The organism is Cupriavidus respiraculi, assembly GCF_914271545.1.
GTDB lineage: Bacteria > Pseudomonadota > Gammaproteobacteria > Burkholderiales > Burkholderiaceae > Cupriavidus > Cupriavidus respiraculi.
Genome location: NZ_CAJZAH010000001.1, coordinates 1,186,697 through 1,213,195, shown reverse-complemented (window position 1 = coordinate 1,213,195; position 26,499 = coordinate 1,186,697). Strand labels below are relative to the sequence as shown.

The 26,499-nt window shown below is 68.5% G+C and carries 21 protein-coding genes; 9 read left to right on the top strand and 12 right to left on the bottom strand.

Translation table 11 applies throughout. The features are described 5' to 3' along the window. Window positions 1–142 precede the first annotated feature (142 nt). Together LDO27_RS05390 and LDO27_RS05385 are read left to right on the top strand one after the other, a co-directional pair. Window positions 143–1,744, top strand: a complete 1,602-nt coding sequence (locus tag LDO27_RS05390) for a BON domain-containing protein (RefSeq protein ID WP_224040161.1) — start codon at window positions 143–145, stop codon at window positions 1,742–1,744. An 81-nt stretch (window positions 1,745–1,825) separates the two neighbouring features. Beyond that, complete coding sequence (locus LDO27_RS05385) at window positions 1,826–2,146, top strand: hypothetical protein (RefSeq protein ID WP_222204901.1); 321 nt, start codon at window positions 1,826–1,828, stop codon at window positions 2,144–2,146. Window positions 2,147–2,205: 59 nt separating this feature from the next. Here LDO27_RS05385 and LDO27_RS05380 read toward each other — a convergent pair whose 3' ends face one another. The 5 genes from LDO27_RS05380 to pdxR form a co-directional block, all read right to left on the bottom strand. After that, on the bottom strand, window positions 2,206–2,514 hold the full coding sequence (locus LDO27_RS05380) for a helix-turn-helix domain-containing protein (protein ID WP_224040159.1): 309 nt from the start codon (window positions 2,512–2,514) through the stop codon (window positions 2,206–2,208). A 54-nt stretch (window positions 2,515–2,568) separates the two neighbouring features. Beyond that, entirely contained in the window at window positions 2,569–2,931 is a 363-nt protein-coding gene (locus LDO27_RS05375; protein WP_224040158.1) for a hypothetical protein, read from the bottom strand. 232 nt (window positions 2,932–3,163) lie between these two features. Continuing rightward, window positions 3,164–4,228, bottom strand: coding sequence for a porin (locus LDO27_RS05370; RefSeq protein ID WP_222204905.1), 1,065 nt, complete (start codon window positions 4,226–4,228; stop codon window positions 3,164–3,166). A gap of 232 nt (window positions 4,229–4,460) precedes the next feature. Then, on the bottom strand, window positions 4,461–5,807 hold the full coding sequence (locus LDO27_RS05365; protein WP_224040156.1) for an erythromycin esterase family protein: 1,347 nt from the start codon (window positions 5,805–5,807) through the stop codon (window positions 4,461–4,463). Window positions 5,808–5,926: 119 nt separating this feature from the next. Next, entirely contained in the window at window positions 5,927–7,423 is a 1,497-nt protein-coding gene (gene pdxR / locus LDO27_RS05360; protein WP_224040155.1) for a MocR-like pyridoxine biosynthesis transcription factor PdxR, read from the bottom strand. Window positions 7,424–7,513: 90 nt separating this feature from the next. On the opposite strand from pdxR, the gene LDO27_RS05355 reads away from it, so the two are divergent. Further along, window positions 7,514–8,164, top strand: coding sequence for an FMN-binding negative transcriptional regulator (locus LDO27_RS05355; protein WP_224040153.1), 651 nt, complete (start codon window positions 7,514–7,516; stop codon window positions 8,162–8,164). Window positions 8,165–8,187: 23 nt separating this feature from the next. Here the strand turns inward: LDO27_RS05355 and LDO27_RS05350 are convergent, their stop codons facing one another. The 3 genes from LDO27_RS05350 to LDO27_RS05340 form a co-directional block, all read right to left on the bottom strand. Continuing rightward, entirely contained in the window at window positions 8,188–9,039 is an 852-nt protein-coding gene (locus tag LDO27_RS05350; RefSeq protein ID WP_224040152.1) for a PA4780 family RIO1-like protein kinase, read from the bottom strand. 49 nt (window positions 9,040–9,088) lie between these two features. After that, window positions 9,089–10,516 carry an ATP-dependent RNA helicase DbpA gene (gene dbpA, locus LDO27_RS05345; RefSeq protein ID WP_224040150.1) on the bottom strand — a complete coding sequence of 476 codons (1,428 nt, stop codon included), beginning with the start codon at window positions 10,514–10,516 and terminating at the stop codon, window positions 9,089–9,091. A gap of 138 nt (window positions 10,517–10,654) precedes the next feature. Next, window positions 10,655–11,209: a hypothetical protein gene (locus LDO27_RS05340; protein ID WP_224040148.1), complete on the bottom strand. Its 555-nt coding sequence runs from the start codon at window positions 11,207–11,209 to the stop codon at window positions 10,655–10,657. Window positions 11,210–11,227: 18 nt separating this feature from the next. On the opposite strand from LDO27_RS05340, the gene LDO27_RS05335 reads away from it, so the two are divergent. Both LDO27_RS05335 and LDO27_RS05330 read left to right on the top strand, forming a co-directional pair. Continuing rightward, window positions 11,228–12,619, top strand: a complete 1,392-nt coding sequence (locus tag LDO27_RS05335) for an SDR family oxidoreductase (RefSeq protein WP_224040146.1) — start codon at window positions 11,228–11,230, stop codon at window positions 12,617–12,619. Beyond that, a complete protein-coding gene (locus LDO27_RS05330; protein WP_222204927.1) occupies window positions 12,601–13,068 on the top strand; it encodes a DUF2269 family protein in 468 nt (155 codons plus the stop codon). Before LDO27_RS05335 ends, LDO27_RS05330 begins: the two co-directional genes overlap by 19 nt. A 73-nt stretch (window positions 13,069–13,141) precedes the next feature. Here LDO27_RS05330 and LDO27_RS05325 read toward each other — a convergent pair whose 3' ends face one another. Next, window positions 13,142–13,555, bottom strand: coding sequence for a hypothetical protein (locus LDO27_RS05325; protein WP_224040144.1), 414 nt, complete (start codon window positions 13,553–13,555; stop codon window positions 13,142–13,144). Window positions 13,556–13,829: 274 nt separating this feature from the next. Here LDO27_RS05325 and LDO27_RS05320 point away from each other — a divergent pair, with 274 nt between their 5' ends. The 4 genes from LDO27_RS05320 to LDO27_RS05305 all read left to right on the top strand — a co-directional run bounded on the left by LDO27_RS05320 (window position 13,830) and on the right by LDO27_RS05305 (window position 20,100). Continuing rightward, on the top strand, window positions 13,830–14,297 hold the full coding sequence (locus LDO27_RS05320) for a cobalt-zinc-cadmium resistance protein (protein WP_222204931.1): 468 nt from the start codon (window positions 13,830–13,832) through the stop codon (window positions 14,295–14,297). A 157-nt stretch (window positions 14,298–14,454) separates the two neighbouring features. Next, window positions 14,455–15,807: a TolC family protein gene (locus LDO27_RS05315; protein WP_224040143.1), complete on the top strand. Its 1,353-nt coding sequence runs from the start codon at window positions 14,455–14,457 to the stop codon at window positions 15,805–15,807. Window positions 15,808–15,812: 5 nt separating this feature from the next. Next, entirely contained in the window at window positions 15,813–16,976 is a 1,164-nt protein-coding gene (locus LDO27_RS05310) for an efflux RND transporter periplasmic adaptor subunit (protein WP_222204935.1), read from the top strand. 7 nt (window positions 16,977–16,983) lie between these two features. After that, the gene (locus tag LDO27_RS05305; RefSeq protein WP_222204937.1) at window positions 16,984–20,100 is read left to right on the top strand and encodes an efflux RND transporter permease subunit; all 3,117 of its coding nucleotides are present in this window, start codon (window positions 16,984–16,986) and stop codon (window positions 20,098–20,100) included. A 131-nt stretch (window positions 20,101–20,231) separates the two neighbouring features. Here the strand turns inward: LDO27_RS05305 and oxlT are convergent, their stop codons facing one another. The 3 genes from oxlT to LDO27_RS05290 all read right to left on the bottom strand — a co-directional run bounded on the left by oxlT (window position 20,232) and on the right by LDO27_RS05290 (window position 26,449). Beyond that, the gene (gene oxlT, locus LDO27_RS05300; protein ID WP_222204939.1) at window positions 20,232–21,557 is read right to left on the bottom strand and encodes an oxalate/formate MFS antiporter; all 1,326 of its coding nucleotides are present in this window, start codon (window positions 21,555–21,557) and stop codon (window positions 20,232–20,234) included. 963 nt (window positions 21,558–22,520) lie between these two features. Then, window positions 22,521–24,581 (bottom strand): hypothetical protein, encoded by a 2,061-nt coding sequence (locus tag LDO27_RS05295; RefSeq protein WP_224040142.1) that lies wholly within the window; start codon window positions 24,579–24,581, stop codon window positions 22,521–22,523. A 95-nt stretch (window positions 24,582–24,676) separates the two neighbouring features. Beyond that, window positions 24,677–26,449 (bottom strand): hypothetical protein, encoded by a 1,773-nt coding sequence (locus LDO27_RS05290; protein ID WP_224040140.1) that lies wholly within the window; start codon window positions 26,447–26,449, stop codon window positions 24,677–24,679. Window positions 26,450–26,499: the final 50 nt, after the last annotated feature.

Genomic DNA, 26,499 nt, shown 5'->3' with positions numbered 1-26,499 from the left:
CACTGCGTCTTCCATGCGCACCTATGCCGTGAAACGAAGGCGTCACAAGCCTTGGCGGCCATCTGGGCCGTTCGATGCGGGTGCATCGCCGCGGCGGTACGCGGCGCCACCGGTTGTTCCTTTTGACAACGTGGAGACAGACATGAACCAGGGCAGATTCGAAGGCAACCGCCGAGGCAGCTGGGAAGACCGCGACAGCCGGCGCGACGAGGCATTCGAGGACGAATGGGCGCGGCCGCGCGGCCAGTCCCACGCCAGGGATTCGTCCTATGGAGGCACCCGTCCCGACCAGGGACACGGCTGGCCCGACGAAGGCGGCTACCTGGGCCGCGACGAACGCCATCCACGGGGCCGTAACCAGGACATGGACGAAGGTCTGAGCGCGCGCGACAGCGGCGGCCGCTACGACGGCGGCACGCAGGGCAGCCGCGGCGAGCGGGGCGACTGGCGCGAGGGACAGGGCTGGCGCAACGCCGCATCGGGCGAATGGGGCTACGGCGAAGGGCGCTATGGCGAGGACTATGGCGAACGCCGCCACACCGGCCACGGCAACCAGGGCTATAGCGCCGGCGGGCGCGGCTGGGGCGGCGACGTCGGCGAAGGCATCCGTGGCCGCGGCGAGCAGGGCATGCAAGGGATGCAGCGCGGCGGGCGCGGGATGGAAGGCCAGCGCTACGGACGGGATGAGAGCCAGGGCCAGGGCTACGGCCAGGGCTACGGCGGCGCACAGCGCCAGGGCCGCGGGATGGATTCGCCGCAGGGCGGGCAACGGTGGCAATCGCAGGGCTCTCAACAAGGCCAGTGGCAGGGCGGACAACAGGGGCGGCGCGGCCGGCAAGGCGAGCAGCAATGGGGCACGGGCCGGCAGGGGTACGATGACCAGGGCATGCGCCAGCGCATGGGCGAGGACATGGAATATCGCGGCGGCGGTGCCGACGAGGAACGGCGCCATCGCGGCGGCGGACCCTTCCCCGACCAGACCCGCCGGCCCTGGCGCTCGGTCGCCGAGCCCGACGATCCGCGTACGCGCGAGCTGTATGCCGGCGCCTATGGCATTTCGGACTCCGAGACGCCGTCGATGCAGGGCTGGGCCTCGGAGGCGCGCTGGCACGACGAAGGCTGGCGCGACCAGGGCGGCGGCTTTCCGCTCAGCGAGCGTCCCGGCGCGGGAGGGCGCCCGGGCGGCTGGCCCGCCGACGAAGGCCGCCGCATGGGCCAGCACACGCACGGTCAGGAGTACGCGTATGAAGGCTTCACCGGCGCGGGCACCGGCGCCGGCATGGGCGGCGTGCAGGCCGGCCAGACGCAGCGCCGCGTCATGCCCAAGGGCTATCAGCGCTCGGACGACCGCATTCGCGAGGACGTGTGCGAGCGTCTCGCGCACGAAAGCGGACTGGACGTCGGCCACGTCGAGGTCAATGTGAAGGACGGCGTCGTCACGCTGACCGGCAGCGTCAATGACCGGCGGCAGAAGTACCGCATCGAGGACGTGGCGGATGACTGCTTCGGCGTCAAGGACGTCGACAACCAGGTGCGCGTGCAGCGTCAGGGCGAGAGCGGCGGCCCCAGCCAGGGTGCGGCCGGCGGCGACCAGCGCATCAGCGGCATCAGTTCGGCCGGCGAGGCCACCGGCAGCACCGCCAGCAGCTATGGTGGCGGCCTCGAACTGGGCAGCGGCGAGCGCCAGCCCAAGGGGGGCGAGCCCTACGGCGGCACCACCAATCCGACCAAGTCCGTGACCTGAGCTGCAGGGCGTCTCGCGGAGGGCGCGTCCGCCCTCCCGCCCGCAACGGTTTCGGCCGCATTACCGACAACTGGAGTTGCCATGAGCAAGAGCAAGGATCCCGATCAGTTGGCACGACGCGACGCCGCGCAGGATGGCGCCGAGGACGGCCTGTCGATTCCGAGTACCCTGGACCCGAACCTGGACGTGGAAGCCATCGACAGCGACATGGCCATCGACGGCCTGCCCGATCGCCGGCCCGGACCGCGCGAGGATATCGGCGATGAGCCGATGAATCCCGAGGACGAGATCTTCGAACGGGTCGAGGATGCGGCGGAATCCATCCCCGCCGACATGCCCGCCGACAAGGCCGACCAGACCGACAGGCGCGAGGAGCGCCCGCCCGGCCGCGGCGAGGTCTGACTGTCTGGAGGCGAAGGGTCGCTACGGCCCTGGGCCTTGGAGGCAAGAGCGGCGCCGCTTCACGCGGCGCCGCTTTGTTTCTCGCTGGCTATCAGCTCGCGGATTTCCCGGCGAATCGTGCGCAGCAGCTCGCGCTGCTCGGACGCCGACCGGTTGCGCACGTACGTATAGCAATGAAGACTCAGCGGGTGAAGGTTCAGTGCGCTGGCAATCTGTTCCACCTTGTCCAGGGTCGGGCTCTTGAGCCCGCGCTCGAGGCTGCTGATGTAGGTCCGGCTCGACACGACCTCCAGGCCCTCCTGGGGCAGCGAGCGGTATTTGCGCGCCGCGCGTAACGCCTGTCCAAAACAGGAACGAAGCAAACTCATGACGAAAGGGCTAGATACAAAACCCGGAAATCTGTGCCGGAATGGCGGAGGGCGCTACAAGCTATAGCGTTCATCGGCGCCGATGCGGGAGCTTGCCGCCGTGCGGCCAGTGCGGCTTTGCCGCTCGATGGCAGACGGCCGCGGATCGCGCGCCGCAGGCCCTTCGGCCAGCATCTTGCGGATCGAGGCGAGGTAACGATCGCCGACTTCACGGTTGATGCGCGCCTGCTGCGCGCGCAGCGCGCTGCGCGACGGCGGGCGGATATTGAGCGTGCGGCAGATCATCGAGAGATAGGGCTTGCGCTCCCCGCCCAGGCGGCGGGCCACCGATTCCAGCGCCGTATCGCCGATACGGGCGCGCAGCCACACCAGGACTTGCCTGTCGTACTCGTTCTGAATGCGGATCAGATGTTCCATCGTGGGCTCCTCGACTACTGTATGTGTGTACAGGTACTGTAAGGATATACAGTAGTCGTGGAAATGCAAGATGGAATCGCGCTGTCGTCAGTAAGCGCCATAAAAGGCGCTTATAGGCATCGGAAACAAAAATGGCCGGTATCGCTACCGGCCGAACGTCCTTACCGCCAGTTGCACGGAAAGGTCGATATGAGCTGTATGACCCGGCGGCGCGCCGCCGGGCGGAGGATGCTTAGAAGCGGTGACGCACGCCGATGGTGGCGCCGGTCTGGTTTTCACCCGGCATGGCGGTGCCCGAACCGTTCAGGCCCAGCGTCGAGCCGTTCTTGTTCTTGGCATAACCCACGTTCAGGTAGGCGTCGGTGCGCTTGGACAGCGCGTAGTCGGCCGACAGAACGAACATCCACGGATCGCGGTCGTTGTTCTTGTTGTCGTCGTAGTACGCCGCGCCCGTCAGCTGGAACGCCGGGGTGAACTTGTAGTTCGCGCCAGCCCAGTACAGGTTGCTGCGAGCCGGAGCGGCGGTGGCGCTGCCGGTGCCGTCGTCCTTCATCCAGCGATAGCCGGCGAAGACCTTGGCCGAACCGAAGGCGTAGGCCGTGCCGAAGGCGGCGCGCTTGGCGGCGCGGTCCTGCAGCGCCACGGTGGCGCCCTGGAACTGGTCGTAGGCGGCGCCCACGGAGAAACCGCCCACCGCGTACGACAGGCCACCACCGAAGTTGCGGGCTACCTTGGCCTCGCCCGGGACTTCGCCGTTGCCGTCACGGCCGAAGCTGTAGAAACCGGTCGCGGTCAGGCCGCCGAACTTGCCGGTGTACTTGATGGCGTTGTCGGCGCGGCCGTTGAACAGCGAATCGACGCTGTTCAGCGAGTAGCGCGGGCCCACGGCCATCGGGTCGAAGGCGCCGAACAGGTCGTACAGCGCATTCTGCTGGCGACCCAGCGTGACGGCGCCGAAATTGCCCGACAGGCCGACATAGGCGGCGCGGCCGAACAGGCGGCTGCCCTGGGCCGAACGGCCGGTGTCGATGTCGAAGCCGCTTTCCAGCACGAAGATGCCCTTCAGGCCACCGCCCAGGTCCTCGGTGCCGCGCAGGCCCCAGCGCGATCCGGACAGGTTGCCCGAGTTCATGCGCACGGCGGTGCCGCCGCCCGTGCCTTCGGCGACATTGTTGATGACCTCGACGCCCGCATCGACGATGCCGTACAGCGTGACGTTGGTGGTCGACTGTGCGAATGCGGCCGGCGCGGCGCAAGCCGCGGCGCTTGCTGCCATGGCAAGGAGAACTTTCTTCACTGTGTTTTCTCTTGGATTGTGGTGGTAATGGATCGGGATGATTCGCCGCCGGCGATTCTGGCAATGGCTCGACCCGTAAACCTGACGCCGCGGACAGGCGCCATCCTGATCACTTTATGTGACACGAATAAGGCAATAGTCCGAAAATGAATCCAGCCGTTATTCCATTACACGTTTGTAATGGAGGCGAAATGTGCCTGCCACGAAGCCTGGATAGCCCCGCCCGGGTGCATCACACGCCGAACGGGTAAGTATCCGGCATGCCTGGCCGGGCGGCCGTAGGCAGCGGTTCGACGGCTCCGGTGTGCGCAAACCACAACAGCGCATCGAACTGCTGCGGCAGCGACGCGAACGCGTAATGGCTGTGGAATTCGGTATCCGGGCGGTAGATGACGCCGATGAACCGCTCCTGGCGTGGCGACATCAGCGCGGCCCGCATCTCGGGGTTGATGTCCTCGCGCAGATCGATCAGGAAGCGGTCCAGGCCGGTACGGTGCAGCAAATGCTCGTAACTGTCCGACCGTGGCGGCACCACGGCCTTGCGCTCCATCGGGCCATCCCATTCCGAGGCGGCGGCGACCGTCCCGGACGCGGTCGACAGCCCGACCAGCGCCGCCGTGTCGCCGAAGCGCGCGCGGCATAGCCGGCCGATATTGAGCTCGCCGTGATCGCGTCCCATCGCGGTGGCATCGGCGTCGCCGATGTGCGAGTTGTGCGCCCAGACGACGGCCTTGGCGGTGGGCCCGCCAGCCTCGAGCAGGCGCTCCAGGGTGTCGAACATATGGGTGTCGCGCAGGTTCCAGCTCGCAGCCGAGCCCTGGTACATCAGCCGGTAGTACTGTTCCGCGGCGGCCACCAGCCGGGCGTTCTGCGCGGCGTCGAAGAACTGCTCGCGGCCCGCCAGCGCATAGTCCAGCCGGTTTTCCAGCAATGACTTGAGTTGCGCGATCACCTGTTCCTGGCAGTCGCCATACCTGCCGGTCAGCACCGCATGGCCATAGTCGGCGGGGGCCGCGCGCCATGGCGACAGGCAGCCGTAGCGCTCGCGCGCGGCGCGGGCGGCGTCGGGATCGATGTCATCCAGATACCCCAGCACGCTCGCCATCGAACTGCCGAGGCTGTAGATGTCGAGCCCAAAGAACCCGGCGCGCTGCGCCTCCGGCAGGCCGGCATTGTGCCCGCGCATCCATTCGACGAAGCGTTCGACCGAGGTATTGCGCCACATCCAGGTCGGAAAGCGCCGGAACGGCGGCTCGACATGGCCGGGGCTGGGGCGGCCACGCACATAGCGGTCGATCGTGGCGGCGTCCGGCCAGTCCGCTTCGACGGCCACCAGCGTGAAGCCGTGGTGCTCGATCAGATGGCGCGTGATGGCCGCGCGCGCGTCGTAGAACTCGGCCGTGCCGTGCGTCGATTCCCCCAGCAGCACCACGCGGCAGTCGGCGAAACGGTCCAGCGCCGCGCCGAAGTCCGCGTCGCCTGGCGCGGGCAGGCGCTGCGCGGCTTCGGCGATCAGTTGCACGGTGTCGAGTTCGGGGCCGCGCTCCGGCGCGACCTCACCCCAGATTTCGTTGGGCATGGCGTTCAGCGATGGTAGGAGCGACGCAAGCGGGCCGCGATGGTGACAGGGAAGTCCGCCGGCGGTGCAAGCCCGGCGTTCCCCGCTCCGTTGCATCACCCATGCCAGCCGTGGACGGACTACGTCGGTCCGCAGTTTCCAGCGGCGGCCGCCGGCGCCGTTGCGGCATAGGCCCGCACGAGCCGCTCCACCAGGCTTTCGATCATCTCGTCGTCCGCCAGGCCGTAGCCCAGCAGCAGGCCGGCCGGACCGCGCCGCACGCTGCGCGGTGCCCGGTACGCGCTCAGCGGCTGGACCACCACGCCGAGCGCGGCGGCACGGGCGGCCAGCGCAACATCGTCGATCGGCGCCGCGAACACGACGGTCAAATGGATGCCCGCCGCGCCGCCGAGAATGGCGATGCAATCGCCGAACGCCCGTTCCAGAGCGAGGCGCAACCGTTGCTGCCGGGTGCGATAGCGCTCGCGCATGGCGCGCAGATGCCGGGCCAGTGCGCCCGAATCGATGAAGCGCGCCAGCGCGCGTTGTTCCACCGCCTGTCCCGGCCGCAACAGCGCTTGCAGGCCGGCCGTGATGCGCTCGACCGCCCATTGCGGCACTACCATGTAGCCGATGCGCAGGGCCGGGTAGAGCGACTTGCTGAAGGTGCCGACATAGACCACCGGAGCATCGGGCGCCAAGCCTGCCAGCGCGGTGATCTGGCGGCTGCCGTAGTGGAACTCGCTGTCGTAGTCGTCCTCGATGAGCCAGGTGCCATGCGCCCGTGCGCGCTCCAGCAGTCCCAGGCGGCGCTCCAGGCTCAGCACCGAGCCGAGCGGATACTGATGGGAGGGCGTGAGAAACACCACGCGCGGGGGCTGGCGCCGCCAGCGCCGGGCGTCCATCGCCATCATGCCTTCGGGGTCCACCGGCACGTCGACCACGTGCAGACCGGCCGCACGGAACACGGCCCGCGCCGCGGGATAGCCCGGATCTTCCATCCACGCCACGTCGCCGGCATCGGCCAGCAGGCGCGCGCACATGTCGAGCGCCGTTTGCGCGCCCGAGGTGATGAACACCTGGCTCGCGCCGCACGCCAGTCCGCGCGTGGCCCGCAGGTGATTGGCGATGGCCGTGCGCAGCACGCCTTCGCCGCCCGGCGCGGAATAGGCCAGGTGCCGCGCACTGACCTCGCCCCACGCCTGCTGCAGCAGCCGGGCCCACGCCCGCCAGGGAAACGCATTCAGATCCGGTACGCCGCCGGTGAACGGCAGGTATGCGTCGGCAGTGGGAAAGCGGTCCAGGCTCGCGGCGCGCGCCGAGAACGCGGCGCCGGGCGTGCCGGCGCCCGCCGTACCCTTGCCGCGCAGGGCGATCGGCAGCCCGGCCACGCGGGTGCCGAGCCGGTCCGCCACCAGGAAGCCCTCGGCCTTCAGTTGCTCGTAGGCGAACATCACCGAATTGCGGGCCAGGCCATGCTCGGCCGCCAGCACGCGCGAGCCGGGCAGAACGGTACCGGGCGGCAGCGTGCCGTCCAGCACGGCGCGCCGCAGGCGCTCATACAGCCGCTGCTGGCGCGAGCCGCCTTGGGCCGCGCCCGGGGGCCCCAGTTCGGACAACAGCAGCGAGAGATCCATGTGGCCCTAGAAGTTCTGGTGTTCGTGGGTCTAGGGATGGTGCCACAGGCACGCTAGTCTTGGTGCATCGACACGCCTTGCGAGACCACCATGTACCTGCCCCAGGCATTCCGCGAAGACCGCTTGGACGTCCAGCACGGCTTGATCCGCGCCCACCCGCTCGGCTGGCTGGTGAGCGCCGGGCCGGGCGGACTGATGGCCAACCCGGTGCCCTTCATGCTGTACCCCGGCGAAGGGGAGCGCGGCACGCTGCGGGCGCATCTGGCGCGCGCCAATGCGCAACTGGAGGAACTGCGCCAGGCCGGGGAATGCATGGTGATCTTCCAGGGGCCGCATGCGTATGTGAGCCCGTCGTGGTACCCGTCCAAGCAGGAAAGCGGCAAGGTGGTGCCGACGTGGAACTACGCCACCGTCCATGCCTGGGGCACGCCGCGTGTCGTGGACGGCGAGGACGGGCCCGCCTGGCTGCGCCGCCAGATCGCGGACCTGACCGCCATGCAGGAAGCGCCACGGCCCGCGCCCTGGGCGGTGGAGGATGCGCCCGAGGACTACCTTGCCGCGATGATCCGCGGCATCGTCGGCGTGGAGATCCCGATCGCGCGCATCGAGGGCAAATGGAAGGTCAGCCAGAACCGCCCGGAACCGGACCGGCTGGGTGTGGTGGAAGGGTTGCGAGCGGAAGGTCCGACGGCCGAGCCGATGGCCGCGCTGGTGGCAGCCAAGGGCCCGGTGCCGGGCTGAGCCGGCGGGCCGCGCGGCGACGGCTATTCGGCCGTGCCCTGCAGCATGCGCAGCCGCGCCTCTTCCTCCGCCCGCGCCGCTTCCACCTCGCGCAGTACGGCCGCCACGTCCGCGGGCCGATGGTCCTCGGCAACGTGGCCGGTCAGCGTCATGCCGGGCCGCAGCGTGCCGGCCTGATAGTGCTGCCAGATTTCCGCGCCGTAGCGTGTCCCGTGCAGCGCCGGCGCGAACTGGCCGAAGTACGCGGCCAGGTTGGCGACGTCGCGCTCCAGCATCGGACGCGCGTCGTTGTTCCCGGCGGCGTCCACGGCCTGCGGCAGGTCGATGATGACCGGGCCGTCGGCGGCCACGAGGATATTGAATTCGGACAGGTCGCCGTGGACCACGCCCGCTGCCAGCATGCGCACGACCTGCTCCAGCAGCGCGGCGTGAAATTCCAGCGCCGTGGACTCGCTCAGCGCGACATCGTTAAGACGCGGCGCCGCGTGCCCGTCGGCATCGACCACCAGTTCCATCAGCAGCACGCCCTCGAAGCACTGGTAGGGCTGGGGCACGCGCACGCCGGCGGCGGCCAGCCGGTACAGCGCGTCGACCTCGGCGTTCTGCCAGATTTCCTCGGCCACCTTGCGGCCGTAGCGCGTGCCCTTTTCCATCGCGCGCGCCTGCCGGCTGTTCTTGACCTTGCGGCCTTCCTGATAGGTGGCGGCCTGGCGAAAGCTGCGCTGCGCCGCGTCCTTGTAGACCTTGGCGCAGCGGATTTCCTCGCCGCAGCGAACGACGTAGACGGTCGCTTCCTTGCCGCTCATCAACTGGCGGACCACCTCGTCGACCATGCCCTCTTCCACCAGGGGCTGGATGCGCTTCGGCGTCTTCACCGGGCACACCCGCGCCGGCGCGGCGGCGCGGGCCTTGCCGCGGCGGCCATCATTCCTTGAGCAGGCGCGCCTTCACGCGCTTGCCCTTGACCTTGCCGTCGTTGAGCTTGCGCACGGCCTCGCGGCCGATGGCGCGGTCCACCGCCACGTAGGTGGACATCTCGGTCACGTTGATCTTGCCGATCTGTTCCTTGCTGAAGCCGGCCTCGCCGGTCAGCGCGCCGAGCACGTCGCCGGGGCGGATCTTCTCCTTGCGCCCCCCGAGGATCTGCACGGTGATCATCGGCGGCTGCAGGGGTTCGCCGCTGGCGGGCTTCAGTTCGGACAGCGGGTGCCATTCCACCTCCGCGCCCAGCGCCTGCTCGATATTCCCGACCCGGCCCATCTCGCTCATGCTGGCCAGGCTCAGCGCCAGCCCCTCCTGGTCCGCCCGGCCGGTGCGGCCGATGCGGTGGATATGGACTTCCGGGTCCGGCGTGATGTCGACGTTGATCACCGCCTCGAGCTGCGCGATATCGAGCCCCCGCGCCGCCACGTCGGTTGCCACCAGCACGGAGCAGCTGCGGTTGGCGAACTGCACGAGCACCTGGTCGCGCTCGCGCTGCTCCAGCTCGCCATGCAGCGTGAGGGCCTCGAAGCCCTGCGCGCGCAGCAGATCGACCAGATCGCGGCAGCGCGCCTTGGTATTGCAAAAGGCCAGCGTGCTCGCCGGCCGATAGTGGTCCAGCAGGCGGCCCACCGCATTGAGACGGTCGCCCTCGTCGACCTCGTAGAAGCGCTGGCGCAGCTTGGCGGCGTCGTGCTGCTCCTGCAGCTTGACCTGCTTCGGGTTGCGCAGGAACTGCTGGCTGAGCTTTTCGATGCCCTCCGGGTAGGTGGCCGAGAACAGCAGCGTCTGCCGCTCCTTGGGGCATTGCCGGGCCACGTAGGCGATATCGTCGAAGAAGCCCATGTCGAGCATGCGGTCGGCTTCGTCCAGCACCAGCGTATTGAGCGCGCGCAGATCGAGGCTGCCGCGCTCCAGATGGTCCATGATGCGGCCCGGCGTGCCGACGGCGATATGCGCGCCGTGGGCCAGGCTATCGACCTGAGGGCGCATCGGCGTGCCGCCGCACAAGGTCAGGATCTTCACGTTGTCCTCCGCCCGTGCCAGTCGCCGCAGCTCCTGCGTGACCTGCTCCGCCAGTTCGCGCGTGGGGCACAGCACCAGCGCCTGCGTATCGAAGCGCCGCGCGTCGAGCCGCGCCAGCAGCGGCAGGGCGAAGGCCGCCGTCTTGCCGCTGCCGGTCTTCGCCTGGGCGATCAGGTCGTGCCCCGCCAGCGCGATCGGCAGGCTCGCGGCCTGGATCGGCGTCATCGTGTGGTACCCAAGCTGGGCGAGGGTCGCCAGTGTGGCGGGCGACAGGGGCAGGCGGGAAAAATCCGGCGCGGCGTTGCCGGCGGTGCCCGGTGCGGGCTGGGAGGGGCTCGAGGTCATGCGGGATTATAACGAGGGGCGATGGGCATTCCTGCAATGCCGTGTAAGAACGGCCACCGCAGCCGCTTCCCGGGGTGCCTCGCGGCACATGGCACCGCCCGGGAATGTGTCTTGCATCGCAGGGCCATCAGGGCAGGGTCAGGCCGGCTCGTTGGCTTCGTGCAGCACGGTGCCATCGTCAGGCTGCGGGCGTGCGCTCTCGCGCTGGTCCCGCTGCTCGCGCCGGTTGCGCCAGAGCGTGGTGAGGGCCAGGCCGAGGCCGAAGGCGACGTAGACCAGCGCGAGCGGTCCGCCGGAGAGGCGGCGCTCGAAGCCCGGCGTCAGCCGCTGTGGCGTGCATTTGAGATCGACGAAACAGGCCAGCGCCGCCATGCCGAGACCCGCGGTCAGCACCGCCATCGGTTGCCGGCTTCGCGGCGAGCGCTCCACCCACGCTTCATAGAAGGCAGCCCAGAACACGGATGTCGCATGATGGATGACGTAACCCACCGCGGTGTACCGCGGCGCCGGCCGGTCGACGTGCAGGGCGCGGTCGCCCCAGATCCAGTGGCTGATGGCATTGGTCGGCGCGTAGGCGCTGCGCGAATCGAAATGGCCGGCGCAGGCGAGCGCGATGGTCGATACGACGCTGGCGCTGGTGCCGGAGACGATCGCTCGCTCCAGGATATGGGTGGCGTCGGTCAGCTTGGTCATGGGTCCTCCACGGAGATGATGGAATCGGCCCGGCCGCGCGGCGGCGAGGGCGCGGACGGGGCGCCGCGCGGGGCAGGGCCGGCGGGCACCACGGTGCTGGTCACCGGCGCCCGCGGGTTCCTGGGCGCGCGCATCGTCGCCGCGTTGTCGCAGGCCGGCTTTCGCGTCATTGGCGGCGTGCGCCATCCGCAGCGGATGGCAGCGCGCGGTGCATCGGCACCATGCGAATATCGTGCCGTCGACTACACGACCCAATTGACGCCCGAAGCGTGGCTGCCGGCGCTCGATGGCGTGGACATCGTCGTCAACGCCGTCGGCATCTTTCGCGAGACGGGGCGCCAGACCTTCGACCTGTTGCACCGCCATGCGCCCATCGCGCTGTTCGGCGCCTGTGCGCGGGCCCGCGTGCGCACCGTGATCCAGCTGTCCGCGCTCGGCGCGGACGAGGACGCCACCACCGCCTACCACCTGAGCAAGAAGGCGGCCGACGATTTCCTGGCCGCGCAGCCGCTGCACGGCGTGATCCTGCAACCCTCGCTCGTGTTCGGCCCGGGAGGGACCAGCGCGCGCCTGTTCGGGATGCTGAGCACGCTGCCGCTGCTGGCCCTGCCCGACGGCGGCCGCCAGCGCATCCAGCCCGTGCATGTCGACGATCTGGTGGCGCTGGTGCTGCGCCTGGCGGAGCGGCACGCGCACGGACTGCCGCTGCCGCGCGGGCGGTTGCCCGTGGTGGGGCCCGAGCCCATGACCCTGCGCGCCTATCTGGAGGGGTTGCGCCAGGCCTACGGCCAACCCGGCCGATTGCGGGTACTGCCGCTGGGCAGCGCGCTGATGCGCCTGGCGTTGCCGGTCATCGGCCTGGCGATGCCGGGCTTCCTGCTCGATCGCGACGCGTTATCGATGCTCGCGCGCGGCAATACCGCCGATGCCGGGCCGATGCGCGACGCCCTGGGCCGTGCGCCGCGACCGGTTGCGCGTTTCGTGCCGCCCGAGTGGCGCCGCGCGGCGCGTTCCGAGGCCGTGCTTGCGTGGCAGCTGCCGATCCTGCGCGCAGCCGTGGGCCTCGTGTGGATCGTCACCGGCGTCGTCTCGCTGGGGCTGTATCCGGTGCAGGAGAGCTATGCGCTGCTGGCCCGCGCCGGCGTGCCGGCCGCGCTCGCGCCCCTGGCGCTGTACGGGGCGGCGGGCCTGGACCTGCTGTTCGGCGTGCTGTGCTTCACGCCCTGGCGAAGCCGGCTGCTGTGGGCCGCGCAGGCCGCGCTGATCCTGGGCTACACCGTCATCATCAGCGTGCGGCTGCCCGAATTCTGGCTCCATCCCTATGGGCCGCTCACCAAGAACCTGCCCATGCTGGCCGCCATCTGGCTGCTCGGCACCCTGGAGTCGAAGCGATGGACTATGTCACGCTGAAGTGGATCCACATCCTGTCGAGCACCTTCCTGTTTGGCACCGGGGTGGGCAGCGCGTTCTACCTGCTGGCCGCCACGCTGACGCGGGACACCCGCGCGGTGGCCGTCACCAGCCGCCATGTCGTGATCGCGGACTGGCTCTTCACGGCGACCACCGCTGTACTGCAGCCGCTCACCGGCTACTACCTGGTGCGCATCGCGGGGTTTGCGTGGCAGGCGCCGTGGCTGAAGTGGTCGATCATCCTGTACGTCGTCGCCATCGCCTGCTGGCTGCCGGTGGTCTGGCTGCAGACGCGCATGCGCGATGTCACCGCCAAGGCGGCCGCGGCGGTGCAGCCGCTGCCCCCGGCCTACTGGCTGTACTTTCGCTGGTGGTTCGCGCTCGGGGTGCCGGCGCTGTTCAGCTTCCTGGCGATTTTCTACCTGATGGTCGCCAAGCCGATGACCTGAGCGGGGGAGACAGCCCGGACGACAAAAAGGGGCGGCCGCGGCCGCCCCTTCTCGTTCCCGGGCAGGACCGGCCTCAGTCGGCCTTGGTGTTCGGCTCGCGGGTCTGGTCGATGCTGGCGCCGCCAGTCCTTGCCGGCGACCGTTCCCGCCCCTTCAGCCCCGGCGCGTCCGGAGCCTGCGCCTTGGCGTCGGAGGCAGAGGGCGTCGTGGTTGCCGGCCTGGCCGACGGCACGCCGCGCGGATCGGGGCTTCCCGGGCCCGGTCCGGGGCCGCCGGTGGCGGCGCTGCCGAGCCCGCCCGGGTTGCTGCGCGTCTCCGAGGCCGCGCTGGTGCCCGGCCGCTTGACGTCCTTCGGCACGGGCGAGGTGCCGGTCGTGCTGCCCCGTTCGTCGTCGGTCCGCACGCCGGCCGGCTGGGCCGCCGCCGTGCCGGCGGCCAGCGCGGCCGCCACCGCCAGGGGCAGAATCCATGGGGTTTGCCTACGCATCGTGGTCTCCTTGCTCTGGGTTGATCCATGGCATCGCAGTGCCGCTCATGGACCAGCACAAGCAGGAGCCGGACCAGCCGGCGCCCGAGCCGGCGATCCGTCGACCGCCCCCGAGTGAAGCTCAATGGGTATTTGCGGGAACAAGCCCCGGGGAAACCCTGTCTATCGCTTTCATTCGGTTACAATGCTGTGCCGCATCAATGTCATGCCGCCCCGTCGTTGCAAGCACCGGCTTGCAAGATGGCACGACAGCGAGGCGTTTTTTACACATTTCATGCGAGCCCTGGCCCTGATTCTCGTCGCGCTGTGCCTGTCGCTGCTGTCCTTCGGGGCGGCGGCGAACGCACATGCCGAGCGAACGGGCGCAAGCAAGGGCGGCATGGCGCTCGCGGGCACGGACGACCTGGCGCATCTGCGCGAGCTGCTGGCCGAGGCCGCGGGGCGCGAAGCCCTGGGTCTCGAGGCCGACGAGGATGCCGGCCATGTCGTCGCGCCCGGCGACGACGGACTGCAGCCGGAAGACCTGGTGCAGGAGCGCCATCATCCCGGCTATTGCAATATCTGGTCCGCCGATCTGCTGGACCCTCCCGATGTGCTGGACGAGCTCGAAGAATCGATGGCGCTGTTCGCGCTGCCGGTCGTTCGCGTGACGCTGCCGTCCGGCGATATCTCCCCCGTTTCCCCCGGCGCCGCGCCGCCTGCCCTGGTGGCGCTGTTCAAGCCGCCCATTTCCCTCGCCTGATCGTCTGAGCACCCCGGCGCGCGTCCGCGCATCGGGGTAGCGCCCCCCATACTGTGCGCCCGCTCCGGCCGTTACCACGGCCGGCGACACTGCTTTTTGCCGCCATGCCGCGCGGCAAGAGGCGGGCGCGCCGTTGTCCGGCCTGCCTTTTCTCGCCATGAAGATATTTACGCTTACCCTGCTAGCGTCGCTGTCGCTTGGGGCGTCTCCGGCTTTTGCCCAGGAGACCTTCACCCTGCAGCAGCTGCTGTCGCTCTCCCAATCGTCCAACAAGGGCGTCGAGGCCGCCCAGGCCGGTGTCGACGCCGCCACCGCCGCCATCACCAGCGCGCGGGCCTACCCGAATCCCCAAGTGGAAGTGATGTACGGCCGCCAGTCGGCGCGCCAGCCCGGCGCTGCCTCGGGCAACGCGCCCAGCTACGCCATCACCCAGCGATTGGACTATCCGCAGCAGCGCAGCCTGCGCGAGGCGATCGCCACGCGCAACCTGGACGCCACGGAAGCGGGCCGGCAGGCCTTCGGCGCCGACCTCGCGGCCCGCGTGAAAACCAACTACTTCGGCGTACTGCGCCGAGAAAGCGAACTGGCCGCGGCCCGCGAAGACCTGGCGATGATGCGCCAGATCCATTCCCGCGCCCGGCTGCGCGTGGAAGTCGGGGAGGCGCCGCGCTATGAACTCATCAAGGCCGAGACCGAACTGCTGGCCGCGCAGAAGAACCTGCAAAGCGCCGAGCTGCGGGTGAACCAGGCCAAGGCCACGCTTCGCCAGCAGGTGGGCGGGGCGCTGCCGCCGGTCTATACGCTGGCCGGCAGCCTCGGGCAGTCGCCCGCGCTGCCCGACCTGACGGTACTGCGCGAGCGGCTCGATACCGGCAATGCGGAGCTGATCCAGCGCCGCATGGAGCTCGAACGCGCCAACCTGTCGGTGGACTACCAGCGCTCGCTGCGCCTGCCGGAGGTCGCGCTGCGCGCCAGCACCGATCGCCAGCCGGACAACAAGGTTTCGCAGATCGGCCTGGTGCTGACCATCCCGCTGTGGGACCGCCGCAGCGGTCCGGTGGGCGAGGCCACCGCGCAGGCGGTGCAGGCCCGCACCGCCTACGAACTGCGCCAGTTCGAGCTGATGCAGGAACTGGAATCGGCTTACCGGCAACTGGAGATCACCCAGGCCCAGGCTACGGCGCTGGAGTCCGGCATCGTGCGCGAGGCGGAGTCCGCCCTTGGCGTGGCCGAAGCCGCCTACCGCTTCGGCGAGCGCGGCATCCTCGATTTCATCGATGCCCAGCGCGTGCTGCGTGGCGCGCGCAACGAACTGATCGCCGCGCAGTACGAGCAGCAGGTCGCCGCCATCCAGATCGAACGCCTGCTTACCGTGGTGCCCGGCACCGCGCCGCCGCTGGTGACCCCCGCCGACTTCGACACGTCCGGCCAGACGCCGGCGCCCGCCGCGCCTGCGCCCGCCGCGCCTGCGCCCGCCGCGGCTCCGACCGCTACCACCGAATCCAAGTAATCATCATGCGCCCCTATACCCTCCGTTCCCTGGCGGCGGCCGCCGCCGTGTTCCTGGCCGTCGCCGGTGTCGCCGGCTGCTCCGACGAGCCCGTGCCGACCGTCGAGGCCGCCAAGCTGCCTCCCGGCACCGTCAAGCCCGAACCCAACCTGCAACAGACGCTGAAGGTGGCGCCGGTCTCGACCAGCCCGTTCAGCGAAGTGCTGCACGTGGCCGGCCGCATCGATTTCGACGAGCAGCGCGTGGCGCGCATCGGCGCCAGCGTGACCGGCCGCGTCACCGACCTGTACGCCATCCTGGGGCAGGAAGTGAAGGCCGGCCAGGTGCTCGCGCGCCTGCACAGCAGCGAGCTGGGCGCGGCGCAGATGGCCTTCCTGAAGGCCGAGGCGCAATCGACGCTGCAGTCGCGCAACGCCGAACGCGCGCGCCAGCTGTTCGACGCCGACGTGATCGGCCGCGGCGAGCTGCAACGGCGCGAGAGCGAGTACGCCATCGCCTCGGCCGAGATGCGCGCCTACCGCGACCAGCTGCGCGTGCTCGGCATGTCGCCGGCGGCCATTTCCAAGCTGGCCAAGACCGGCAGCATCGACTCGTATTCGCCCGTGCACGCCAGCGTGAGTGGCACGGTGGTCGAGCGCAACGTTGCGCATGGCCAGGTGGTACAGCCGGCCGACGCGCTCTATACCGTCGCCGACCTGTCGCGCGTGTGGGTCGTCGCCGAAGTGCCCGAGCAGCAGGCCGCGATGGTGGCCGAGGGCCAGACAGTGGACATCGACGTGCCTTCGCTGGGCGCGGGCAACGGCCGCATCGCGGGCAAGCTGATCTATGTCGGCCGCACGGTCAATCCGGAATCGCGGACCGTGCTGGTGCGCACCGAGCTGGACAACCGCGACGGGCGCCTGAAGCCCGCCATGCTGGCCAGCATGCTGATCGCTAGCAAGCCGGTCGACCAGCTGGTGGTGCCGGCCTCTGCGGTGGTGCGCGACGGCAACGACGAGCAGGTCTATGTCGAGCAGCCGGACGGCTACTACCGCGCCGTCAAGGTCAAGCTGGGCGCGGAGAGCGATGGCATGCGCGTGGTGCAGAGCGGCGTGAAGGCGGGCGACCGCATCGTCGTCAGCGGCGCCTTCCATCTGGACAACGAGCGCAAGCGCATCGAACAAGGCTGATCCGACCATGATGAAAGCGTTAGTCGAAGCCGCTATCAAGCAGCGGCTGGTGGTCTGCGTGATCGCCGTGGTGCTGTTCTTCTTCGGGCTGCGCGCGGCGACCAAGCTGTCGGTCGACGCCTTCCCGGACGTCACCAACGTGCAGGTCCAGATCGCCACCGAAGCGGCAGGCCGCTCGCCCGAAGAGGTCGAGCGCTTCGTCACCGTGCCGATCGAGATGGCCATGACCGGCCTGCCCGGCCTGGAGGAAATGCGCTCGCTGAACAAGGCGGGCCTGTCGCTGATCACGCTGGTGTTTACCGACGCCACCGATGTCTACTTCGCGCGGCAGCTCGTGATGGAGCGCCTGATCGAAGTGGGCGGGCGCATGCCCGAAGGGGTGACGCCGGTGCTCGGCCCGGTTTCCACGGGCCTGGGCGAGGTGTACCAGTACACGCTGGACCGCCCGGACGACGGCGACCGCGAGCTCACGCAGGAGGAGCTCTCGGAGCGCCGCATCGTGCAGGACTGGGTGGTGCGGCCGCTGCTGCGCTCGATTCCCGGCATCGCCGAAATCAACTCCCAGGGTGGCTACGTCAAGCAGTACCAGGCGCTGGTCAATCCGGACCGCATGCGCCACTACCAGATCTCGGTGCAGCAGGTGTACGAGGCGCTCGCCAAGAACAACGCCAACTCCGGCGGCGGCGTGCTGCCGCACTACGCCGAGCAGTACCTGATCCGCGGCGTGGGCCTGGCCAAGGGCGTGGAAGACCTCGGCAGCATCGTGCTCAAGGAGGTGGCCGGCACGCCGGTGTACCTGCGCGACGTGGCCGATGTGACGATCGGGCATGAGGTACGGCAGGGCGCGCTGGTCAAGAACGGCCAGACCGAGGCGGTCGGCGGCATCGTGATGATGATGCGCGGCGGCAATGCCAAGGAAGTGGTCAGCCGCGTCAAGGCGCGCGTGGCCGAGATCAACGAGCGCGGCATGCTGCCGGGCAAGCTGCAGATCGTGCCGTACTACGACCGCAGCGAACTGGTGGACTCCGCGCTGTGGACCGTCACCAAGGTGCTGCTCGAAGGCGTGGTGCTGGTGGTGATCGTGCTGTTCCTGTTCCTGGGCGACGTGCGCTCGTCGATCATCGTGCTCGCCACGCTGGTGCTCACGCCATTGCTCACCTTCATGGTGATGAACGAGGTGGGGCTGTCGGCCAACCTGATGTCTCTGGGGGGGCTGGCCATCGCCATCGGCCTGATGGTGGACGGCTCGGTGGTGGTGGTGGAAAACGCCTTCGAGCGATTGGGAAGACGCGACGAGCTGTCGCTGACCAAGAGCGAGGTGCTGGTCAAGGCGGTGCAGGAGGTGGCGACGCCGGTGATCGTCGGCGTGGGCATCATCATCCTGGTGTTCCTGCCGCTGATGACGCTCTCGGGCATGGAAGGCAAGATGTTCGCGCCGCTGGCGTTCACCATCTCGATCGCGCTGGCGATCTCGCTGTTCCTGTCGCTCACGCTGTCGCCGGTACTCTCGTCCTACCTGCTCAAGGGCGGCGCGGAGCACGACACCCGCGTGATCGCGTTCATGAAGCGCTACTACCTGCGCATGCTGCACTGGGCGCTGGCCAACAGCCGCAAGACGGTCGTCAGCGCCATCGTGGCGTTCGTGGCGACGCTGGCCATCGTGCCGCTGCTGGGCACGTCCTTCATTCCCGAAATGAAGGAAGGCTCCATCGTGCCGGCGCTCGACCGCGTGCCGAACATCTCGCTCGAGGAGTCGATCAAGCTGGAGAAGGAGGCCAACCGGCTCGTGCTGAGCGTGCCGGGCGTGAAGTCGGTGGTCTCGGGCGTGGGCCGCGGCGAAAGCCCGGCGGACCCGCAGGGCCAGAACGAATCGACGCCGATCGCCAGCCTGAAGGACCGCGACGAGTGGCCCGATGGCTGGACGCAGGACGATATCGCCAACGAGATCCGCGAAAAGCTCAAGGCCATTCCGGGCGTGCAGATCGTGATGGCGCAGCCGATCTCGGACCGCGTCGACGAAATGGTCTCCGGCGTGCGTTCCGACGTCGCGGTGAAGATCTTCGGCGACGACCTGGACAAGCTGCGCGAGCTGGCGGGCGAAATGGCCCGGGTGGCGGGCGGCATCCAGGGCTCGCAGGATATCCGTATCGAGCGCGTCTCGGGGCAGCAATACCTGTCCATCGAAATCGACCGCCAGGCGATTGCCCGCTATGGTCTCAATGTGTCGGACATCCACGACATCATCGAGATCTCGATCGGCGGCAAGCGCGCCACGGACATCTTCGAGGGCGAGCGGCGCTTCGCGGCCGCGGTGCGCCTGCCCGAGCGCTTCCGTGACGATGTGTCCTCGATCCGCCAGTTGCTGGTGACCACGCCCACGGGCATCCAGGTGCCGCTGCAAAGCGTCGCCAGGATCGAGGTCACCGACGGTCCCGCGCAGATCAGCCGCGAAATGGCCAAGCGCCGCGTCGTGGTGATGATCAACGTCAAGGACCGCGACCTCGGCGGCTTCGTGGCCGAACTGCAGCAGGCGGCCGAAAGCAAGGTCAAGCTGCCGGAAGGCTACTACTTCGAGTGGGGCGGGCAGTTCCAGAACATGGAACGCGCCATGGGCCACCTGAAGATCATCGTGCCGGTCACCATCGCGGCGATCTTCTTCCTGCTGTTCCTGCTGTTCAACTCGGTGCGCTTCGCCACGCTGATCATCACGGTGCTGCCGTTCGCATCGATCGGCGGCATCATCGGCCTGTTCGTCACCGGAGAGTACCTGTCGGTGCCGGCCTCGGTGGGCTTCATCGCCTTGTGGGGCATGGCGGTGCTCAACGGCGTGGTGCTGGTGTCGTATATCCGCACCCTGCGCGATTCGGGCATCGATCTGGACAAGGCCATCGTGCAGGGCGCCACGCAGCGTTTCCGCCCCGTGATGATGACCGCGACCATCGCGATGCTGGGTCTGGTGCCGTTCCTGTTCTCCACGGGCCCGGGCTCGGAAGTCCAGCGCCCGCTGGCCGTGGTGGTGATCGGGGGCCTGATCACCTCGACGCTGCTGACGCTGGTGATGGTGCCGACGCTGTACCGCTGGTTCGACGACCGCAAGGAAGACCCGACCGACGTGTCGGTCTGATCCCCGCTTTCTTCCAGCTACACCGCCAGCCTTGCGCTGGCGGTCTTTTTTCCCGTGGCGAGCGCAAAAAAAAACGGGCTTCCGAGGAAGCCCGCTCACATTCGGCGTTGCACTCTGCGGGGTTCCGATGCTCAGGCACCCACTGGCGCACCGCCGGCCGCCGCTCGCTCCTGTGTGAACAGGTTCCTGGACCTGAGCACATGCGCCGCAAGGACCGGACGCAGCACCATCAGCGCCAGGAATGCCGCGATCAGGTCCATGGTGGCAACCGTGTAGAGCACGGTGGACCAGGTGCCCGTGGCTTCCATGATCAGGTTGCCGATCGGCACGAACAGCGCGCCGATGCCCTTGGCCGTGTACAGCACGCCGTAGATCTTGCCGATGTGCTTGGTGCCGAACGCATCGCCGGCGAGCGCCGAGAACAGCGAGTACACCTCGCCCCAGGCCAGGAACACGACCCCGGACAGGATCAGGAAGGCGTACGGGTTGCTGCCGAAGTAGCCCAGCGCGATGATGCCCAGCCCCTCCAGCGTGAAGGCGATCACCATCGTTTTCTCGCGCCCGATGTGGTCGGAGATCCAGCCGAACAGCGGCCGCGAGATGCCGTTCATGATCCGGTCGAGCATCAGCGCGAGCGGCAGGGCGGCCATCACGAAGAAGTGCAGGTCGACCTGGAAGTCCTTCACGCCGAGATCCTTCGCGATGACGCCCAGCTGGGCCACGGCCATCATGCCGCCGGTCACGACCAGGATGAACATCGCCAGCATCAGCCAGAACAGCTTGGTGGACAGCGCCTCCTTCAGCGTGTAGTCGCGCGTCGCCTGCACCAGCTTTTGCGACGGCTTGACTTCGCTCGCCTTGGGCGCGCGCAGGAACCAGGCCGCGACGAAGGCCAGCGATCCTTGCAGGACGCCGAAGAAGAAGAACGTTTCCTGGAAGCCCGAGGATTCGATCATGGCCGCGATGGGCAGGATCGTGGCCGCCGAACCCGCGCCGTAGCCGCCCGCGGTCAGGCCCACCGCCAGGCCGCGCCGGTCGGGGAACCACTTCAGCGCGTTGTTGATACAGGTGGCGTAGATCGAGCCGACGCCGATGCCGCCGACCGCCGCGCCGAGGTAGAAACCCATCAGCGTGGTGGCCTGCGCGTTGATGACCCAGGATGCGCCCATGAACAGCGCGCCGAACGCGACCATCATGCGCGGGCCGAACTTGTCGATGAAATACCCTTCGAGCGGCGCCAGCCACGTCTGCACCAGCACGAAGACGGTAAAGGCGACCTGGATCTGTGCGCGCGGCCAGCCGTACGTTTCCTGGATTTCAGGGACGAACAGCGTCCACGCATACTGGATATTGGCGGTGGCGACCATGCAAATGACGCCGACCACCAGTTGCATCCAGCGCGTTTTTTCGGAGAAGGCGGGATTGGGGCTAAACGCCGCAGCCGATGGATTAGTCATTGGGCGCTCCTTGGATCGTGTTGATCGTTACAGTCCGATGCGATGAACGGGTACGCGGATGCACTGCGCCTCAGTTTGGGAATGGCCGCTGGCATTTAATGTCTCCTGATCATGGTTTCGATGTTCTCGTTATACGTTCGCTCGAGACATGGAAATAACCGTTCGCCACCCGCGCATGAATGCGGGGCGGGAAAGCACGAACTGCCAAAAACCGGCGGTGCGGCAGGCCTGCGTGTCGATCCATTTCCATGACTGTCCCGGGCATTTCCTGCCTTCTAACGGGACACCGAACTGACATCGCGATCCTCGTCTGTCTGTGAGTGCGGGAGCGATGAGATACAAAGTATGTGATATATCAAGTAAGTCAAGCGAAAGAAACGGCAGGGTTTTCACCCAATCGTGTCAGTACCGGATTCAATGAAAAACCATTATTCACATGGCTTTTTCATGACCATCGGAAGCCCATGAAAATCAAGGCGGCGCGGGCTCGGGGAAGCGCCGCGCCAACCGCCGTCGCGAGGTTTATTCCCATTTGCGATAAGCGCCGGGCACGCTGCATAAGCGAAAACGGCGCGCTCCTGCGCCGCACCACGACATTGCCGCGGTGCCGCACGGGCGCGCGCGGCGGTTCGTCGCCTCGCGACGGGGACGGGGATCTCGCGTCCATGCCCGCGGGGAATCCGATTGCACGAGAAAGCAAGTCAGTGCTCGGACAGGATGCGGGCGGAATCAGAAGAATTGCACATTGCGCAAAGCGGAAAGTTTGCGATATCGCGATATATCCGCCACCTAAACTTGCAGCGCGTTTCAGTAAAAAGCGGAATAGGAAATGCGGATTACCGCAATGAAACGTCAATTCGGATGCCGGAACGTCGCGGCAGGTTTATCGCCGGCAATGGCAAAAAGGAATCGGGAAATTCCGGCGTATTGCGGACGCCGTTTGCGTGAAAGCCTGGCGCTCCATCAAAGCCGGTCTTCGTCCGGCAGGCTTGCGGCCTGCCGGAATATCGACCACCGGCATTGCAAATGGGAAATCACCGCCAGCGGATTGTCGTCGGTATTGTCCCTGGCGCGCTGGACCGCCCACAACGGCATCGAGCGGTAATGGCGCGGCAAGGCGCCGATCGCCGCCGCCACCATGCGCACCGGCCGGATATCGGCAAGCGTCTCGGTCAGGTAGGGCACCGAGGCCAGGAGCCACAGCACCTGGGGCTGGTGGGCGGCGGGGAGCTTGCGTGTGGACTGCAGAATCCAGTTCCACGCCGGCGTCATCGGATCCTTGATCAGCTCCGTCATCCCGAGCAGCACCTGTTCCTTGTGCTCCGGCGGCAGCCCGTCGAACGTTCGCTCCAGCGCCAGCCATGTCGTCGCCGGCATGCCGCGCGTGGGCACGTCTTCCCGGCACGCATCCCTGCAATGGAATGCGGTCTCCAGCAGCGCTCCGACCACCTGCGCGCGGTGCGCGGCGTCCATGCCATCGATCATGGGCAGCATCACATGGCAGATGGGCTTGGCGTTGTCCGCGAACACCCAGCAAGGCTTGCGGGCGAGGGCGGCGAGGGCCCATCGACGCAGTGCCAGCGGCAGCGCCAGGCACGCGTCGAACAGCCGGTCGAGTTCGCCCAGCGTGCCCGCCCTTTCCACGAACTCCCCGAGCAGCGGTGCCACGTCCTGGGGCGGCAGTTCGCGCGCCTCCGCAAGAAGCGTGGGGGAGAAATGCGCTTCGACATCGCGCGCCTGCGCTTCCCACATGCCCCGGCCCAGCGCGCGCAGCGGCCCGGCACGGCGCTCGCAGGGCAGGTCGCGGATGTAGCGCAGCACGCGTTCCCAGCAGTCGCCAAAGCCGGCCCTGAGCAGGTTCGGCGCCAGCGCCTCCAGTACCGGCAGCCGCGACGCGGTGGGCAGGTCTCCAATGGCGCGGATCAGCCATTCCACCCGCGGTCTCGTATCGGGAACGCACCTGACGTTGGGCAGGCGCAGCAGCGTGCCCGCCAGTCCACGGCAGATCGCGGTGCGGCTTTCCTCCGGCAGCATCGGGCAAAGCTGCGCGAGGTGGTCCCAGCGCTCCCGGGCCAGCGTGGGCGCGGCGCCGGGATGCGAGGCAAGCGCGCGCAGCGGTTCCGGCTGGCAGGGTGGCGGCAGGGCCAGCGCCACATCCACCATCCCGTCCCACAGCGCGTTGTCCGGCGCGCCGCACAGGTGGTCGAACTGCTCGATCAAGGCCACCAGCAGCGCGGCGCGTTCGTCGGGCGGGTACTCGTCCAGTTGCAGCAGCATGTCGCGGGCCCTGGCGGTCCGATCCGTATAGGCGGTGGAGGCCGCGTCCAGCACGGCCGCGAGCGGTCGGCCACGGAGCGCGGTCGGCAGGCGCTGGATCGCGGCCATCACCCGCGCCTCCATGGTCCGATGATCGCGATGGTGGACGGCCCGCCCGCGCTGGCGATCGCGCAGCAACGCGCCGGTGCTGGCCAGCGGCCCGGCTCGCTGTTCCACGGGCAGCGTTTCAATGGCATCCACCATCATCCGGAGGCCGCGCAAGGCATGGGGGGGACAGAACCGCATGAGCCGCTCGGGCAGCAGCGCGATCAGCGATGGACGGGCGATGGGAAAGCGGTCGATCTCGGTCAGCGTCCTGCGCAGCAGCGATGGCGAGAAGACCTTGGCGATCTTGATGGTGAGCCGGTCTAGCGACGCGTCGTTGCGCAGGGCATCGCGCAGCCGGCTGGATGCCTGGCGCAGGTTCACGCGATCGCGCGGCGTCAGATAGCTGGCGATCGTCTCGATATGGTGATCCGCGATGGAGTTCAGCAGGGCGCAGCAGTGTCGCGGCCGGCGCGCATCCACCGCCCGCTGGCGGTCGTCTTCGATGGCGCGGCGGGCGCGGCGATATCGGGCTTCGACCGAATTCGCCCCGGCGGCGGCGGCGCCTTCGCGCGCGCCCGGCGGCGGCTTGTCGGGCGCGGACTGCGCATGGCGGGCGATGGCGGTGCTGGCGTATGACGTGATGGCATGGTCGATTGGCATGGCGACATGAGCAAGGGAGGAGTGGTTGTGCCCGCCGCCGTGGCGGCGGGGCCGTGTAGCGATGCGCAGGCGTGCCTCGGCCGAGGCGCCCTGGACTATGCGAGCGGTTCGACGCAGGACGACGCGACGAGATCGGTGCCGGCGTCGTGATCGCATGCCACGACAACACTGGCTGTGGCGCCGACCGCGGCAATGACCGCCGGGTCGGTCTCGAGCAGGCCGCGGTTGTCGTGGCCGTTCAGGAAGCCCAGGATCCACGCATACCTGGCCTCCATCGAACTGCGCTTGAGCAGATGCGTCAGCTCGCGCGGTACCCCGATCAACTGCAGCGCGGCCGAGGCTTGCACGCGCGCTTCCTTCAGGCCGACGTCGGTGTTCTTGCCGGTCTCGCTCTCGATGTGCAGGTACCGGGCAAGCAGCGCGGCGCGGTAGTACTTGTTGCTGTCCAGATCCAGCTCGCGATGCAGGGAGGGCAGGGCGTGCAGATCGTGCAGCGTGCAGTCCTGCAGCGCGCGTGCGACGTCGGCATGGCCGGTCATGCGCTTCATCGCCTCGGCGAAGCCGGCCGCTTTGCGTTGCTCGCGCGCCTGGGCCCGTCTGCCCGCGATGAGCTTGTATCCCGCGAACAGCAGCCATGCCGTGCTCAGCGCGGCCAGCACGATCGGAATCGCGGCTCCGCCGCTCGCGGCGCCAGCCAGCAGCACGATCGATGCGATACCGACGGACGCGGAACTCGAGCCGTAGATGATGCGCAGGGCCGACCAGATCGCGGTCCGGATGGCGCTGGCGCGGTGCGCCTGGCGGCTTCGGGTGTATGCATCGAGCACGCCGCCGCCAATGTTGGCGGCGATCCTCTGCTTGTGGCGGCGCTCGCGTGCGGACAGGACATCGTCCGACCCGCCGAGCAGACGACGCTTCGCCGCCGAAATCGCGGCGATCGCTCCCTTCTGCCTGAACAGGTTCTTCACTGCGCGCCACAGTTGCACGGCACCCGTTGCGATATGCGCCGCGCCCATGGCCACGCCCAGTATCGTGCTGGACAACGTCGCCTGTTTCAGCCCGACGGCCACATCGAACGCCAGTTCCTTCAGCGTCTGGGCCGTCGCGCTGCCAACGAGCGCGCTCTGGACCACGGTGTCGCGCATCAGGGTCAGGCCCGCGTCGAGCACGGCGGATTCGCCCTCCCGATGCCTCGCCGCGGTCAGCGCGCGTTCCAATACCGCGTCGCGCGCCGCGCGGCGCAGGACGTCGGTTTCCACCTCTTGCATGTCCGGCGCGGCCGAAGGCTGCGGCTCGCCGGGCGCGTCCGCCGCGGCTTCATCCGGAACGATGTCTTCCGCGGCCGCCGCCAGGCGCGGCCGCGAGACCTGCCGGTGCCTCGCTTCGTTCTCGCGGCGGCTGCGCAGATGCCGCGTCAGCGCCCCGATCGCGTCGAGCTGCTTGCGCTCGGCGGTCCTCAGGGCTTGGCCGGCCCGCCGCTTTTCGATCAGCGTGGCGACGAAGCTGGCCGCGGCGAGGACGGATTCGACCGCCGCCAGGCCAAGGCTTGCGACCGGTGCGAACACCGCGCCGGCGCCCGCCACGATGGCCACGGTACCGCCGTGCGTGCCGCGCGCTGCCAGGGCGATGCGCGCCGACGTCCTCGCCAGGCCCACGACACTCCAGATGCCGTAGAACGCGCGCCAGGCGAGGTTCCTGACATCGGTCGGTACGACGACCGCAATCCGGTTCGCGCCGTGCTCCGTCCTCAGCAAGCCCTCCTCCTCGGGATGGCCCGCCTGCGCGGCATGGCGGCGGCCGTTCAGTCCGGTTCTTCTGTCTCCGTATTGGACGGGCTCCGATGGCCCGACCCTGTTCGCGTTCAGCATCCCCCGTCTCCTCTTGTCCCGGCCGGTGGGCCGCATCGTTGTCGGGTATC